Here is a 16,643-nt window from a genome sequence, read left to right on the forward strand (position 1 = left end):
TTATGGCAAGCAAAAAGTACTTATTACTGGCAGGCGCTGTGGGTTTACTATCAGCATCTACTAGTTTTGCACAGGTTCAACCAACCGGCTACGATGCTCTGGATAGCTCCAAAGTGTCTAGCAAGCGTATGGTACAGCAAAATAACTTCACGAACCACCAATCAAATTTCCCGGCTAAACCGAGAGATATGTGGGAACTGGGTTTTAGTGGTGGTTTACACCTGATCAGCGGAACTGTTCCTCCTCAACCAGGTTTTGGTGGCGGTATCTCCCTGAGAAAAGCATTGGGACATACTTTCTCCCTGAGAGCTGAGTACATCGGTTCTATCGATAAGGGTCAGGACTACAAACTGCGTCCAAACATGCCTGCTGGTGGTATCAACCCATGGGCTAAGACAGCTGCTTTAAACGGCGGTATGATCGTTCCTAACTACAAATCCCAGAACCATCAACTGTCTTTGGATGTGATCGCTTCCCTGAGCAACATCCTGTTCTACAGAGCAGAACCTAAAGTTAACTGGTATTTACTGGCTGGTTACTCTATTGTAATGGCAGACGTTGACGTTGACGCATTGGATGCAAACGGAAATGGTTATGACTATTCCAGCATTAATTTCGGTGCAAAACGCAGCGATATCAGAAAACAGATCAAGAATCTGAGAGATGACAAATACGAGCAGAACGCTCCTTCTCAGGGTAACAGAATTTCCATCGGCCGTAACGATGACAACCAGCTGCTCCGTCATGCACTGGATGTAGGTACTGGTGTGGCGTTTAAAGTTTCTAAACGTTTCAATATCGGTCTTGAAGAAAAAGTTACTATGCCGTTTGACGCTTACATGGATGGATATCCTGGTCCAGGCGGTTCTACCAAGGACTTCTACTCTTACACCAGCCTTCGTCTGAACTTCAACCTGGGTAACCCAGCTAAACGCGTACAGCCATTATGGTGGATCAACCCACTGGAATACGCTTACAGCGAGCTGAGCAACCCACGTCACATGAAGCTCCCAGCTCCGGTTCTGCCTGATGCTGATGGCGATGGCGTAACTGATCAGTTCGATCGCGAACCTAACACTCCGGCAGGCGCACCAGTTGATGTTCACGGTGTTGCTAAAGATACTGATGGTGATGGTGTTCCTGATTACAAAGACAAACAGCTGATCACTCCAACTTACTGCCAGCCAGTTGACGCTGACGGTGTTGGTAAATGCCCAGATCCAGAATGCTGCAAAAACCGTGTTGAACAATCTTGCTCTACACTGGTTCTGCCTAGCGTTTCTTTCAAAGGCTCTTCTACCAAAATTGGTAACGATCAGGAAGCTATCCTGGCTTCTGTAGCAGCTACCCTGAAATCTAACCCTTCCTGCAACGTTCTGGTAACAGGTCACGCAGGTGCTAAAGGTAAGAAAGGTGGTGTTGACCTGAGCAGCCGTCGTGTTGATTCAGTAATCGACTACCTGGCTGATAAACAAGGTATCGACCGCGGTCGTTTCATCAAACAAAACACTCCTGGTGAGTCTGGCACTGTTGACTTAGCTCCTGCTAACTAATCAGTATCACTCATTAAGATGATAACTTAAAAGTCCTCTCCCGTTTGCTCGGGAGAGGATTTTTTTTTGAAGCAAACACTCCCCTGCGAAATATTGTTGGAGTGTCAATATTTACCCCTAATTTTGGAGGCTTTTTTAATAAACTTATTATTACGTGGGAATTAACATTAACAGGGTATCCCTGGCTGGACTGGTAGTAGCTCTTGGTATTATCTACGGCGATATCGGAACATCTCCACTCTATGTTTTCAAAGCCATCGTAGGAGGGAATCCCATCAGCGACCTGTTGGTGATCGGGGGTATTTCCTGTATTATCTGGACACTTACCCTGCAAACAACCGTTAAATACGTTATCCTCACCCTCCGGGCAGATAATAAAGGGGAAGGTGGCATTTTTTCACTCTATGCGCTCGTAAGGCGCCATGCCAGGTGGACTGTTATCTTTGGGATGATCGGTGGAGCTGCCCTGCTTGCCGATGGCATCATCACCCCGCCCATTACTGTTACATCTGCTATTGAAGGTCTCAGAACCCTGGAAGTTTTTAAAGACCTCGGACAGATGACCATCGTTAAAATAGTGCTTACCATTATCACAGGGCTTTTTGTGATGCAACAGTTCGGTACCGTCTCCATCGGCCGGATGTTCGGCCCTATCATGGTACTCTGGTTCTCCATGCTGGGAATACTCGGTATTTCACATATAGCGGACGATTTAAGCATTTTCAAAGCCTTTAGTCCCCATTACGCCATTGAACTCCTGACAACTTATCCTAAAGGATTCCTGATCCTCGGGGCCGTATTTCTTTGTACAACAGGGGCGGAAGCACTTTATTCCGACCTGGGCCACTGCGGTAAAGGCAATATCCGGGTATCCTGGATCTTTGTTAAGTCGTGTCTTATACTGAATTACCTCGGACAAGGTGCCTGGTTACTGACACAAAAAGGACAAATTCTGCCAAAAGATCAGAACCCTTTCTTTACCATCATGCCAGAATGGTTCATCATTTTTGGCGTATTAATAGCCACACTCGCTTCTGTAATTGCCAGCCAGGCACTCATATCAGGTTCTTTTACCCTCATCGCGGAAGCTATGCGGCTTAACCTGTGGCCCAAAATGCGGGTGAACTATCCCACTGAAATGAGGGGGCAGTTATATATACCCGGCATTAATACCATGCTGTTTGTTGGCTGCGTTTCAATTGTGCTCATCTTCCAGGAATCATCGAATATGGAAGCGGCATACGGATTATCTATTACTATTTGTATGCTCATGACTTCCTGTCTCTTTGCTTTCTATCTCTATACAAAACGGGTATGGGTAGGCTGGATACTACTGTATCTTATTGTTTATTTCACCATAGAATTCTCATTCCTGTTTGCGAACGTGATCAAATTTATGCACGGAGGTTACGTGACGGTAATAGTAGCTGGCGGCCTCTTCCTGGTGATGATAGTATGGTTTAAATCGCGTAAGATCAAAAACCGTTATGTGGAATTTGTGCGACTGGAAGATTATCTGCCCATTATCCAGGAACTGAGTAATGATACGTCTATTCCCAAATATGCAACACATCTTGTGTACATGAGCAGTGCCGATAATCCGAAGGAAATAGAGCATAAGATCATCTATTCTATTCTCAATAAAAAACCCAAACGGGCAGACATATACTGGTTTGTGCATGTAGATGTAGTTGACGAGCCTTACCTGAGCGAATACTCTGTACAAACAATTATTCCAAATGAAGTAATACGCGTAGAGTTCCGCCTGGGTTTCAAAGTGGAACAACGCATTAATCTCATGTTCAGAATGGTAGTGGAAGATATGGTACGTAATAAAGAAGTGAATATCACCAGCCGTTATGAATCATTGAGTAAGAATAATGTAGTAGGCGATTTCCAGTTTATTGTGATGGAGAAATTCCTGTCCCACGACAATGACCTGCCCTTATACGAGAGAATGGTGATGAAGATGTATTTCTTCCTGAAAAAGATCAGTTTGTCGGAAGAAAGGGGTTTCGGGCTGGACTCCAGTTATGTAACCATCGAAAAGTACCCGCTGGTAGTAGCGCCGGTAACCAATCTGCAGTTGAAGCGGATTGTACATTAACGATAAATCCTTATCACAGAAAGCCGGATCTTATTAAGATCCGGCTTTCCTTTTTTATATAACCAGTTATCCTGATAAACGGAAAAAATCCACTTTTTTTATAGATATTGGGATTTCCGGATAACAATGATGAATAACCCATCATGTAATTCCAATATCTGAAAACGCTTAAATTTAGTATGGTGAACAAATTTTTTGGCGTGCTGGTAATGCTGGCACTGCAACAAAACGTATGGGCGCAAACATCTCCTGCCGCTGGCTATAGGGACCTGCCCGATCCCAAACCCGTTAATAAAGCTTCCTGGGCGGCTGTTAATGACACCAGGCTTCACATTGCATTCGGTACTGCGGATACCCGTTATGAAAAAAGAAACGCACCGGATAATAATGGATTAGCGCCTTCCTGGGAAACAAAAGCCTGGAAAGGTGAAAAGGTTCATACACAACTGGTGTTATGGTCTGCTGCTGCACAGCCTGAAGTTAGTATCCAGGCTTCCGCCCTGAAAGACAGCAAAGGGCATACAATTGCCGCTTCTGCGATCACCACCGGCTTTGTGAGATATGTACTCACAGATGGCCTTAACAAAGATGGCAGCGGTTGCGGGCACCGTAACCCAAAAGATTTCGATTCATCGTTGGTAGCAGATGGCATTGATATCATTAATAAAAGCACCATGGCCGCCAATACTACCCAGCCGGTGTGGCTGAGCATCCAGGTGCCGGCAAACACACCTGCAGGAGCTTACAAAGGCTTGGTGAGTGTTAAATCAGGCACTACAATGGTGAATATGCCCTTTGAAGTAACAGTGCTGGAACATACCTTGCCCGCTCCGAAAAACTGGCAGTTTCACCTCGATCTGTGGCAAAGCCCATACGCAATAGCACGTGTATACGGTGTAAAACCCTGGAGCGATGCACACTTTAAAGCCATGAAACCGTATATGAAAATGCTGGCAGATGCAGGACAGAAAGTGATCACTACTACCATAATTTATGATCCCTGGAACAGCCAGACGGAGGACATATATGGTACAATGGTGAAATGGACAAAGAAGAAAAATGGCAGCTGGACCTATGATTACAGCATCTTTGATAAATGGGTGCAGTTTATGATGGATCAGGGTATCCGGAAAGAAATCAACTGTTACAGTATGATTCCATGGAACCTGAAATTCTATTATTATGATGAGGCGGCAGGAAAAGATACTTTCATTGTGGCCAAGCCGGGTTCTGAAGAGTATACCAAACACTGGCAACCTATGCTGACTGATTTTGTAAAGCACCTGAAAGCAAAAGGCTGGTACAATATCACTGCTATTGCTATGGATGAAAGGCCTATGGAGGCAATGCTGGAAACCCTGAAGGTAATCCGCAGTGCGGATAAGGATTTTAAGTTATCATTGGCCGGCAGCTATCATGAGCCACTGGCCAATGAAATACATGATTACTGTATCGCGCTGAAGGAATCTTTCCCTGAAAACATTATGAAAGCACGTTTGGCGAAAGGCTTGCCTACTACCTTTTATACCTGCTGTACGGAAGGGTTTCCAAATACCTTTACATTTTCTCCTCCGGCTGAATCAGCTTTTATGGGCTGGCATGCAGCGAAGAGAGGATACAACGGTTACCTGCGCTGGGCCTTCAACTGCTGGGTAGCTGATCCGCTACGCGATTCCAGGTTCCGCACCTGGGCGGCCGGGGATACTTACCTCGTTTATCCCGGCCCGAGATCTTCCATTCGTTACGAGAGACTGATTGAAGGCATACAGGATTATGAGAAGATAAGAATCCTGCGGGAAGCATTTGTAAAAAGCGGCAATTCTGCGGGGCTAAGTAAACTCAATGATCTGGTAAAACCTTTCGAGGAAGAAACGCTGAAAACCACGCCGGCGGCGGATATTTTAAAAGTGGCAAAACAAGGATTAAACGAATTATAACAGGTATAACCCATAAAAAAAATCCTCCGGGGAACCGGAGGATTTTTTTTAACACAACTAAAAAACAATCAAATGTGTTCATCAATCGGGCTTTTTCCCATCTAAAAAGGTATTGATCGTATTAATTTCTGTATGATTGTTAGGTCCCTGGTCACCACTCACCGTATAGTTGGAGTAGAAGTGCTCAGCAGAACCTGCGCCATTATCCAGGTTCACATTCCTGCGCAGATAAGCCGGTACGTTTTCCAGTTCCGCATTATTGTCCATGTTCTTCACGTTGAAACTGATGCTGCGTAATTTGGCTACTCTTTCCGCCTGTTTGCGTTTTTGTTCTTCCAGGTCTTCATAAGCCTGCTGCATGGGCACTTCGGGAGGAGCAGGCGGTACATTTGCTGCACTTTCTTCTTCCTCTTTATACACCATTTTCATTTCAGGCGCAGGGGTACCTGGTTCCACGTAAATATGTGAAGGCCTGTTTAAATAACCTCCTGCTGCATTGCCCTGTTGTGGCTGAATAATATTTACACCAGGCTGCTGCGTATGTGCAGGCGGGGCTTGTTGTACAGGCTGTTGTTGTATTGGTTGCTGCTGAACAGGTTGCTGCATCTGCTGTTGTATTTGCTGCTGTATCTGTTGCGGGTCAGGCTGTTGTGGCTGTACAGGTGGTACCTGCTGAATATTCAGCACATAGTTCTGACGTGCAGGAGCAATAGGCGCCTGTTGTTGCGGCTGCGGTGGCGTATAAGCCATCACAGGTTCAGGATGGTTCACTACAGGCCTCCATCAGGCGTGGTGCCATCAGGTCTTGTGGTTCCTGGAATAAGGTGCCTTGTGCCTGTTGAACGCTCATCTTTTTTTCATCACCGTCTTTGCCCAACTGCATTACAATTTTAGGCTCTGTGCGTTCAGTATTGGCGGGAGTAATTTTTTGCTGTGTGATGGGTTTTTGTTCAAAACCGGTAGCAATAATGGTTACGCCCAGTTGCCTGTCCAGTGTTTGATCGTAGCCCACACCGAGGATCACATCGCAATCTTCGCCAGCCTGGCTTTGCACGTATGCCTGGATGATATCCATTTCATCGAGGGTGTGCTCAAATTCACCTTCGGAAGAAGAGATATTGATGAGGATCCATTTGGCGCCGCGTATATCGTTGTCGTTCAGCAGCGGGGAAGTCAATGCGTCCTCGATAGCCCTTTGCGCGCGGTTTTCACCTTCTGCCAGTGCAGCACCGAGGATGGCCACGCCGCCGTTACGCATAACGGTACAAACGTCGGCAAAGTCAACGTTGATCTGACCAGTGGAATTGATTACATCGGTGATACATTTAGCGGCGGTAGCCAGCACGTTATCTGCTTTTTCGAACGCGGCCTTGAACTTCAGGTCGCCGAATTTCTGACGTAATTTATCATTGGAGATAATCAGCAGGGTATCTACATACTCTTTCAGGCGGGTAACACCTTCATCAGCCTGTAGCATTCTCTTTTTTCCTTCGTAGGAAAAAGGAGTGGTAACAATACCTACGGTCAGAATACCGAGCTCTTTACATATCCGCGCGATGATAGGAGCGCCACCTGTTCCGGTGCCACCGCCCATACCGGCAGTTATGAAGGCCATTTTGGTATTTACCTCCAGTATTTTTTTGATTTCTTCAAAGGATTCTTCCGTCGCCTGTTTCCCGATTTCAGGATTTGCACCGGCGCCAAGTCCCTGTGTCAGGTGCGGTCCCAACTGTATTTTATTGGGAACAGGGCTATTGGCAATAGCTTGTGCATCGGTATTGCAAATAATGAAATTTACCCCTTCAATGCGCTGGCTATACATATGATTCACCGCATTACTTCCACCGCCACCGATACCGATGACTTTGATGATAGAAGATTTTTCCTTAGGAAGATCAAAATGTATCATGACTCTATACTTTTATGGGTTAGTACGAATAATTAATAATGAACTATTAAGAATTAAGTGCGTGTATGCTTGTATGTTATTACTATGGTTCATTTGTCCTGTCATTATTAATTATCGTTCTTAATTCTTATTATATTAAACGTTTGCTTTTTGCAACAATTGCGCCACTTACTATTAAAGTTTTGCATCTTCTTCTTCCGTGAACATATCAATGATCTTTGTTTTCATTTTGTCCAGGAAGTTTTTCAATGAGGCGTTCCTTTCTTTTGCTTTCCGGTCCTGTATTTCCTGGCTGCTTGGAACTGTTTCTTCTATCCAGTCTTCGGTTGGAGCCGCCGACTGTGCAGCCTGTTCTTTTGCCAGGTAACTGGTATTAATTTTTACATAATTTTCTTCCAGTGCTTTACGATCATTTTCAAAATCGTTGTAACCTTTCAGGATGAGGCCTACGCAGGTGGCATACATAGGTTTGGTTAACTCATCTATATGACCGCTGGCGAGGTGCTCGTTGGGGAAACCTATACGGGCGCTTGCACCGGTAGTGTATTCTGTTAACTGTATAAGATGCTTTAGCTGAGATCCGCCACCTGTAAGGATAATACCGCCATTCAGCATTTTGTTATCCATACCGATCTGCTTGAGATGATACACTACGAAATCGAGTATTTCACTCATGCGGGCCTGGATAATATGCGCCAGGTTCTTCACGGAGATCTCTTTGGGGCTCTGGCCTCTTAATCCCGGGATCGTGATATAGGCGTTGGTTTTAGCTTCATCTGCCAGTGCATAACCGAACTGTACTTTCATCTGTTCTGCCTGTGTTTTTAATACACCCAGGCCGTTCTTGATGTCGTTGGTAATGTTTTCACCACCGTATGGAATAACTGCAGTGTGTTTCAGTATACCTTCATAAAATACTGCCAGGTCGGTGGTACCGCCACCAATATCCACAATGGCTACACCTGCCTCAAAGTCCATATCGCACATTACCGCTGCAGCAGAAGCCAGTGGCTGTAATACCAGGTCGCGGATTTTAAGACCGGATTTTTCCACGCTGCGGTTAATGTTGCGGATGGCGTTTTTATCGCCGGTAATAATATGGAAGTTGGCGCCCACCTTTACCCCGGACATACCGATAGGATAAGTGATGTTCTGCAAACTATCCACTATATATTGCTGCGGGATCACATCAATGATCTGATCGCTTGCGGGAATAACTGTTTTGTACTGATCGTTGATCAGCTGGTCAATATCTTTCTGGGATATTTCCGCATCAGTGTCATTGCGTACAATATCTCCGCGGGTTTGCAAACTTTTTATATGATGACCGGCTATACCAACATATACCTCGTTAATTTCCAGGTTAGGGTTGGATGCATAACAATTTTCGAGTGCTTGCCTGATAGCTTTAATGGTTTGGTCGATGTTCAGCACCATACCGTGCTGTACACCAAACGATGTAGCTTTTCCGAATCCCAGGATTTCCAGTTTCCCGTATTCATTCTTCCGTCCTGCAATGGCAGCAATCTTCGTAGTACCTATATCGAGTCCTACAATGATGGGAGCTTCCTGATTCATGGCGTTTTTTGTTTTTTTGATGTGTTAACAGATTTATTCCCTGGCTTATACACTGCTTTGGGTTGTTGTTTGGCCGGCGCAGCTGCTTTTTCTTTCACCTTTTCTTTTTCTTTCTGCGGTTTGGCTTTTTCTTTTACTGCGTGCGCCGGTTTTAACACCGGTTTGGCAGGTTCGGTATGTACCGGCTTTACTGTTGCCGGTGCTGCCGTTGTTGAATCTTCGCTGTCCGCTATCGGCGGTTCATCTGCACCGGCCAGTTTCAAACTATCTGTTTTGATCACTGGTTGCAATGGAACAACGCCATCTTTACGGGTACACACCACTTCGTTTTCAAATGCGATGTTGATGCGTGTATAATTATTCCAGCCTACTTTGTTCAATCCTTCTTTATAAAAAGCCAGCAGTTTGGTGAATTTTTTATCTATGTCTGTACCTTCTCCGAATGCAATCACCTGGTCGCCCAGCTTAGGTATGAACTCAAACCTGCGATCATCTGTGATCATGAGTTGTTCTACCTGTGCCATCCAGAAAGGATCTTTACCAATGTAGGTGCCCATGTCCACGATTTGTGCGGCCAACAGGCTATCAGGTTTCTGCAGCTTTTCTGCATCAGTAGGGAAACCTGTGAATACCGGCACCCTGGCTGCATACCGGCTGGATACCGGTATATGTTCGCCTGCCCCATCGAGGTAAAAGCTGTTACCGGAGAAAGTAAATACCCTTGCCACCGGCTCGCGTTGCGTTACTTTGATATTCAGCTGCCGGCTGTTATCAAAATAAATTTCCGCATTTTTTACCCAGGGATCCTGGTCTACAATGGATTCCAGTTCTGCGATATTGATATCGGCAATACTTTTACCAACCGGGTTCAGATTTTTATCTTTCGTGATCAAAGATTTTATATCCTTTGATTCTATAAAGAAGTTATCATCTTTCCCCTCAAATTTTACCAGTATACTTTTACATTTACCGGCATCCTTGTCTTGTATAGCAGCCACCAGCAATACTGCAAAGCCTGTGAGCGCTGTTCCCCAGAGAACAGCGATACCCAGTCGTTTTAATATTGTGGCAGTTTTGGACAAGCTTTTTATTTTTTAATGTAATGTTGTTTTGTTTTTAAGGAGATGAGCTACAGGTTCTTTTAACTGATCTATATCTCCTGCCCCTGCTGTGATGAGTAACGGAACATCGTGCTTTCCCAGATATTCCATTACATCTTCTTTTGATAAAATTTTTACAGGCACTGTTATTTTATCCGCGATCATTTCGCTGCTTACCCCCGCTATCGGCAGCTCACGTGCCGGGTAGATAGGGAGCAGTATTACTTCGTCTGCCAGGGACAGGCTTTCTGCAAAGCCATCTGCCAGGTCACGGGTGCGGGTAAATAAGTGCGGCTGGAAAATAACCGTGCATTTTTTCCCGGGAAACAATGCCTTTGCACTGGTGATCAATGCACGCAATTCTTCCGGATGGTGTGCATAATCATCGATATATACCTGTTGATCTGTTTTTACCGCATATTCAAATCTCCGTTTGATGCCTTTAAAACTGGCGATGGCAGCACGGATCCTGGCGGCGTCTATTCCCAGCAGCTGTGCTACTGTAATAGCGGCTACTGCGTTTTCCACGTTGTGCATGCCTCCAATGTGCATTACAACGTCATCGATCATCCAGTCCTGCTGCATTACATCAAACTCGTATCCGCCGTTGATCATGCGGATGTTGGCGGCGTAAGCGTTGGCAGCATCGTTTTGTAAACTGTACAGCAACTTGTTTGTTGCATTCAGCTCTTTGTTGCGGTGCAGGCCGAACTTAGCAATCAGCGTGCCATTGGGCTTGATGTTATGTGTATACTGGATAAAGGCGTCTTCCATTGCTTCCGGTGTGCCGTAAATATCCAGGTGGTCTGCATCCATGGCAGTCAGCACTGCTATATCCGGACTTAATTTCAGGAAAGAACGGTCGTATTCATCTGCTTCAATTACTGCTACCGCTTTTTCGCTGCTCCAGAAATTTTTATTATAGTTTACACTGATACCACCCAGGAAAGCATTACAGCCATAACCGCTATCGGTAAGCAGGTGAGCGATCATGGTAGAAACAGTTGTTTTACCATGTGTGCCTGCCACGGTGATGGCAAACAAAGAACGGGTAATTTCCTGCAGCACATCACTGCGCTTTACCACTTCATAGCCATTGTCACGCAGCCACTGCAACTCTGTGTGTGTAGCCGGAATTGCCGGTGTGTACACTACAAGGGTAGCCGCTTTATCGATCAGGTTAATATCGTCTGTATAGTGGATTTGCATACCTTCTGCCTCCAGCTGCTTTGTAAGCGCTGTGGAGGTACGGTCATAACCGCTTACCTGCACTCCCTTCTCATTGAAGAAGCGTGCAATGGCGCTCATGCCAATACCACCGATGCCGATGAAATAAACCCTTTGTATGTTGTTCAAATCCATATATTCTTCTAAAAAAATCTTCTAAATAATTCCCAGCACCTGGTTGGCAATTGTTACATCAGCATGAGGATTGCCCAGCTTGCCGATATTGCTTTCCAGTTGTTCCATCAGCGCTTTGTTTTGCAAAAGGCTGAACAACACATTACCCAGTTGTGCAGGCACCTCTTCATCTTTAATGATCAGCCCTGCCTGTTTATTAACCAGGTTCATGGCGTTGGATGTTTGGTGATCTTCCGCTGCAAACGGGTAAGGCACAAATATCACCGGCTTCTTCACTACACATAATTCCGCGATCGCCAATGCACCGGCTCTTGATAACACTACGTCTGCTGCTTTGTAAGCAAAGTCCATCACGTTGATGAAGTCGTATACTTTAATATGCGATCCATATGGCGCAGCGGCAGCTTTTGCTGTTTCGTAATAAAGCTTCCCTGTTTGCCAGATCAGCTGAATATCTTTTCCCGCTATCTCTTTCAGGAGCGGTTGCAATCCTTCGTTAATGGACTTAGCCCCCAGGCTGCCACCTACGGCGAAGATGGTTTGCTTTGCGGTGCTCAGCCCGAAATGCTGCAGGGCGTCTTCACGCGTTACGGCCGACTGTGATATGCTGTTTCTCACAGGATTACCGGTCATTACCAGTTTTTCAGCCGGGAAAAATTTATCCATACCATCATATGCCACACAGATCTTCTTCGCTTTCTTGCCCAGTATTTTATTTGTTTTCCCTGCAAAGGAGTTCTGTTCCTGTATCAGGGTAGGCGTACCATTTTTCTGTGCCCTGTTCAGCATCGGAAAGCTGGCGTATCCACCCACACCCACTACTACATCCGGCTGGAAGTTTTGCAGGATGGCCTTTGCACGGCGAAGGCTTTTCCATATCTTAAAAGGCAGCAGGATATTTTTGAAGATATTGCTCCTGTTAAAACCGGCTATTTCCAGTCCTTCTATCGGATAACCTGCCTGCGGCACTTTCTCCATTTCCATTTTCCCGGTAGCACCTACAAATAATATGTTGATGTCCGGTTCTATTTTTTTCAACGCATTCGCGATCGCTATCGCCGGGAAGATGTGTCCTCCCGTACCGCCGCCTGCTATGATCACTTTGCGTTGCATGTGTTGTTCCTGATTACTAATTATTGTTATAAATACGTATTAAGCGACGGCAGCGTTTTCCGCCTGCGCAATAACTCTTTCCAAACGTTCTTTCTCTGCCTGTTTTCCTTCCATTTCTTCCACGTTGCGGGACACACTCAGGATGATACCGATGGCCATGCTGGTAAACAATACCGAAGATCCACCCATACTCACCAGTGGGAGTGGAAGCCCTGTAACCGGGAACAGCTGTACGTTTACCGCCATATTGGTTAATGCCTGTATTACCAATGTCACACTGAGTCCTACTGCCAGGAATGCCCCAAAAGCATAAGGACATCTTTTATAGATCCTGATACTTCTCAATAATAAAATCATATAAGCCGCCAGTATCAGGAAAGCTCCAAACATGCCATATTCTTCTATGATGGTAGCATAGATATAATCGGAATAGGCATGCGGCAGGAAGTTACGTTGTGTACTATTGCCGGGTCCTTTTCCCAGTAGTCCGCCACCCGCTATGGCAATGTTGGCCTGCTGTACCTGGTAGGGTGTTTCTGTATGATCACCGTGAATAAAGTTATCGATACGTTTTTCCCAGGTTTTGGTACGCATTTCCATTGATGTGAGTTTCGCCACCATGAAAAGAAGTACTATTAATACTGCTCCTGCGGCCACCATGGAGGCCAGGAACCTGATGGGTACCCTGCCTATAAAGCAGAGTAGCATACAGCTGGCTCCCAGCAGGAGCGCAGTGCTCATATTGGCGGGCATGATCAGCGCGCAGATGATGCCAACCGGGATGATGATGGGCAGAAATCCCTTTTTGAAATCGTCGATCAGGTTTTGCCTTCTTGATAACTGCCTGCTTACATACATGAATATGGCGAGTTTGGCCACATCCGATGTCTGGAAGGTAAGGTTAATGATGGGCAGCTTGATCCACCTGCTGGCTTCATTGATATTGGAACCAAAGGCCAGCGTGTACATCAGCAATGGTATGGATATAAGGAAGCCTATCTGCGCCACGCGGGAATAAATGGTATAATTCACGCGGTGAGCAAAATAGATGATCACCAGCCCCATAGCCAGTACCGTAAGCTGCTTCAGGAGATAATACTCCGTATGGCCGCCTCTTTCACGGTAGGCAAGTGAGCCGGTAGCGCTATATACAGCAAGCAGGCTTACCAGCGATAGAAAAAGTACTACCGCCCAGATAACCTTGTCGCCTTTTGTTCTATAGAGCAATGCCATCGGTTCCTGTTTTTGTTTTCTTTTGTTTTTTTAGATGTAACCCTTTATTCTGTTTATCAGCACCTGTTTACAATGCTTTTACTTCTTCTTTAAATTTCCTTCCACGGTCTTCGTAATTTTTAAAAAGATCAAAGCTGGCGCAGGCGGGCGATAATAAAACGATGTCTCCCTTTGCTGCCTGTTTAAAAGCTTCCTGTACGGCATCGTGCATACTGGTGGTGTTGATCATCACCGGTGTGTCTTTTGATAACGCCGTAAAGATGGGGGTGTTGTCCACACCCATACAAATAATTGCTTTTACCTTTTCTTTCACGAGATCGCGGATGGCATCGTAGTCGTTGCCTTTATCCACGCCGCCCATGATAAGCACAATCGGTTTATCAAAACTTTCCAGTGCAAACCAAACTGAGTTTACATTGGTGGCTTTGCTATCGTTTATAAAATCCACACCTCTCACCGTGGTCACATATTCCATGCGGTGTTCAAGACTCTCGAATGACGCAAGGCTCTCGCGGATCTTTTCATTTCTTATATCCATGGTCCTGCCTGCAATTGCTGCTGCCATTGAATTATACAGATTGTGTTTTCCCTTTAAAGACAGGTCATACATTGACATGATAACCGGTTCTCCATTGACATCTATGTGCAACTGGTCGTTGGCAATAGAGCCGCCTTCTTTCAGTGGTTTCATGATGGTAAAAGGTATTGATGCTGAATAAATGGGTTGCTGCGCTAAATGTCGCATGATCTCAGGATCATCCATGCAGTAGATGAAGTAGTCTTCAGCTGTCTGGTTCATGGCAATTCTGAATTTGGAGGCTACGTAATTTTCCATTTTATAGTCGTAGCGATCCAGGTGATCAGGCGTAATGTTCAGCAGGATGGCCACATTGGGTTTGAAGTCCTTAATGTCATCCAGCTGAAAGCTGCTGATTTCAATCACATAATACTCCGCTGGTGCGGTTGCCACCTGCCTTGCATAGCTTACGCCAATATTGCCTACCATAGCTACATCCAAACCTGCGTTTTTAAAGATGTGATAGGTGAGGGCAGTAGTGGTGCTTTTGCCGTTGCTGCCGGTGATGGCAATGATCTTTTTACCTGTCGAGAAACGGTAGGCCAGCTCAATTTCAGAAATCACAGGTATGCCTTTTTCGCGTACCTTTTTCATCAGTTCCGACTTTTCGGGAATACCTGGACTTTTAACAATTTCGTTTGCATCCAGTATGATATCCCAGGAATGATGTCCTTCTTCAAAAGATATCTGGTTTACCGCCAGTTCCTGTTTATAGTTATCTTTTATAGTTCCTCCATCGGATACAAATACTTCATACCCTTGCTGTTTTCCCAGCAAAGCCGCTCCTATTCCGCTTTCTCCTGCTCCTAATATGATAAGTTTATATCCCATTTCGTTTAGTCTGCCTGCTTTTTATTATTATCTCATTTTTAATGTTGCAATACCTGCTACCACGCACATGATGGTCACGATCCAGAACCGCACTGATATTTTACTTTCATGATAACCGATCTTCTGGTAGTGGTGATGCAGCGGCGACATTTTCAGGATGCGCCGGCCTTCGCCATATTTCTTCTTGGTGTATTTAAAGTAAGATACCTGTAACATCACTGATAATGATTCCACCAGGAATACGCCGCAGAAGATGGGGATCAGCAATTCTTTCCGCACAATAATGGCAAGGGAAGCGATGATACCACCCAATGCAAGGCTACCGGTGTCGCCCATGAAAACCTGCGCCGGGTAAGCGTTATACCAAAGGAAGCCGATACATCCGCCCACAAAGGCTGCAATGAAAATAGAAAGCTCACCAAGATTGGGTATGTACATGATGTTCAGGTATTCCGCAAACTGGATGTTACCTGATACATAAGCAAAGATGCCAAGCCCTATACCTATAATACCTGAAACGCCTGTTGCCAGTCCATCCAGTCCGTCTGTAAGATTAGCGCCGTTTGATACTGCGGTAATAATAAAGATGACTATCAGGATGTAAAGAACGAACGTATATTTTTCTGCTCCCGGGATCCAGGAGATCAGTTTGGAATAATTGAACTCATGGTTTTTTACGAACGGAATAGTGGTGATGGGTGTTTTAACATCCACAAAACGGTGCCCGTCGCGGGTTACACGTTCCGGGTGATTGGTCACCTGTCTTTCATACGGCGCCAGTGGCTTTGCTCCTATTACTTCACGTGATACCACCACATCTGTATTGAAATAAAGGGTACAGCCAACGATCAAGCCAAGTCCTACCTGGCCCATGATCTTGAAACGTCCTGCCAGTCCTTCTTTATTCTTCTTAAATACTTTGATATAATCATCCAGGAAACCTATCAGCCCTAACCATACAGTGGATAATAATATCAGCCAGATATACACATTGGCTATCTGTGCAAACAGCAGGGTAGGGATTACAATGGCGGATAGAATAATAAGCCCGCCCATGGTTGGGGTGCCCTTTTTAGAGTTCTCGCCCTGCAGGCCCAGTTCCCGGATGGTTTCACCGATCTGTTTTTTCTGAAGAAATTTAATAATCCTTTTACCAAACAGCAAAGAAATCACCAGCGACAGCAACAATGCCATCGTTACACGGAAAGTGATATACTGAAACATACCACCGCCGATGACGCTGATCTTAAATTCTGTTTTCAGGTAATTTAAAAAATAATATAACATATGTTTTAGTCGTAACCTGTTCCCCGCTGCAGGAGTACAGGCTTTTAAGTCATTGG

12 protein-coding genes are annotated in these 16,643 nt (G+C 45.3%); 3 read left to right on the forward strand and 9 right to left on the reverse strand.

Going from position 1 to position 16,643, the window contains the following annotated elements; translation table 11 throughout:
- Positions 1–2: 2 nt before the first annotated feature.
- From ABIE50_RS07405 to ABIE50_RS07415, 3 genes are all read left to right on the forward strand, one after another.
- On the forward strand, positions 3–1,553 hold the full coding sequence (locus tag ABIE50_RS07405) for an OmpA family protein (protein ID WP_209866864.1): 1,551 nt from the start codon (positions 3–5) through the stop codon (positions 1,551–1,553).
- 154 nt (positions 1,554–1,707) lie between these two features.
- Positions 1,708–3,660, forward strand: coding sequence for a KUP/HAK/KT family potassium transporter (locus ABIE50_RS07410; protein WP_209866866.1), 1,953 nt, complete (start codon positions 1,708–1,710; stop codon positions 3,658–3,660).
- A gap of 179 nt (positions 3,661–3,839) precedes the next feature.
- Complete coding sequence (locus tag ABIE50_RS07415) at positions 3,840–5,597, forward strand: DUF4091 domain-containing protein (RefSeq protein ID WP_209866868.1); 1,758 nt, start codon at positions 3,840–3,842, stop codon at positions 5,595–5,597.
- 81 nt (positions 5,598–5,678) lie between these two features.
- On the opposite strand, the gene ABIE50_RS07420 is transcribed toward ABIE50_RS07415, so the two are convergent.
- The 9 genes from ABIE50_RS07420 to mraY form a co-directional block, all read right to left on the reverse strand.
- Positions 5,679–6,347 (reverse strand): hypothetical protein, encoded by a 669-nt coding sequence (locus ABIE50_RS07420; protein ID WP_354027910.1) that lies wholly within the window; start codon positions 6,345–6,347, stop codon positions 5,679–5,681.
- Positions 6,348–6,354: 7 nt separating this feature from the next.
- Positions 6,355–7,506 carry a cell division protein FtsZ gene (gene ftsZ / locus ABIE50_RS07425; RefSeq protein WP_354027911.1) on the reverse strand — a complete coding sequence of 384 codons (1,152 nt, stop codon included), beginning with the start codon at positions 7,504–7,506 and terminating at the stop codon, positions 6,355–6,357.
- A 174-nt stretch (positions 7,507–7,680) separates the two neighbouring features.
- Positions 7,681–9,084: a cell division protein FtsA gene (ftsA, locus tag ABIE50_RS07430; protein WP_209866872.1), complete on the reverse strand. Its 1,404-nt coding sequence runs from the start codon at positions 9,082–9,084 to the stop codon at positions 7,681–7,683.
- On the reverse strand, positions 9,081–10,166 hold the full coding sequence (locus ABIE50_RS07435; RefSeq protein WP_209866873.1) for a cell division protein FtsQ/DivIB: 1,086 nt from the start codon (positions 10,164–10,166) through the stop codon (positions 9,081–9,083). Before ABIE50_RS07435 ends, ftsA begins: the two co-directional genes overlap by 4 nt.
- A 12-nt stretch (positions 10,167–10,178) precedes the next feature.
- The gene (gene murC / locus ABIE50_RS07440) at positions 10,179–11,546 is read right to left on the reverse strand and encodes a UDP-N-acetylmuramate--L-alanine ligase (protein WP_209866875.1); all 1,368 of its coding nucleotides are present in this window, start codon (positions 11,544–11,546) and stop codon (positions 10,179–10,181) included.
- Positions 11,547–11,567: 21 nt separating this feature from the next.
- Complete coding sequence (murG, locus tag ABIE50_RS07445) at positions 11,568–12,659, reverse strand: undecaprenyldiphospho-muramoylpentapeptide beta-N-acetylglucosaminyltransferase (RefSeq protein ID WP_142683751.1); 1,092 nt, start codon at positions 12,657–12,659, stop codon at positions 11,568–11,570.
- 39 nt (positions 12,660–12,698) lie between these two features.
- Entirely contained in the window at positions 12,699–13,892 is a 1,194-nt protein-coding gene (locus ABIE50_RS07450; RefSeq protein WP_142683750.1) for an FtsW/RodA/SpoVE family cell cycle protein, read from the reverse strand.
- A gap of 67 nt (positions 13,893–13,959) precedes the next feature.
- A complete protein-coding gene (gene murD, locus ABIE50_RS07455; protein WP_209866877.1) occupies positions 13,960–15,300 on the reverse strand; it encodes a UDP-N-acetylmuramoyl-L-alanine--D-glutamate ligase in 1,341 nt (446 codons plus the stop codon).
- A 27-nt stretch (positions 15,301–15,327) separates the two neighbouring features.
- Complete coding sequence (gene mraY, locus ABIE50_RS07460; protein ID WP_209866879.1) at positions 15,328–16,587, reverse strand: phospho-N-acetylmuramoyl-pentapeptide-transferase; 1,260 nt, start codon at positions 16,585–16,587, stop codon at positions 15,328–15,330.
- Between the last annotated feature and the right edge of the window lie 56 nt (positions 16,588–16,643).

Source organism: Chitinophaga sp. OAE865, assembly GCF_040546735.1.
GTDB lineage: Bacteria > Bacteroidota > Bacteroidia > Chitinophagales > Chitinophagaceae > Chitinophaga > Chitinophaga polysaccharea_A.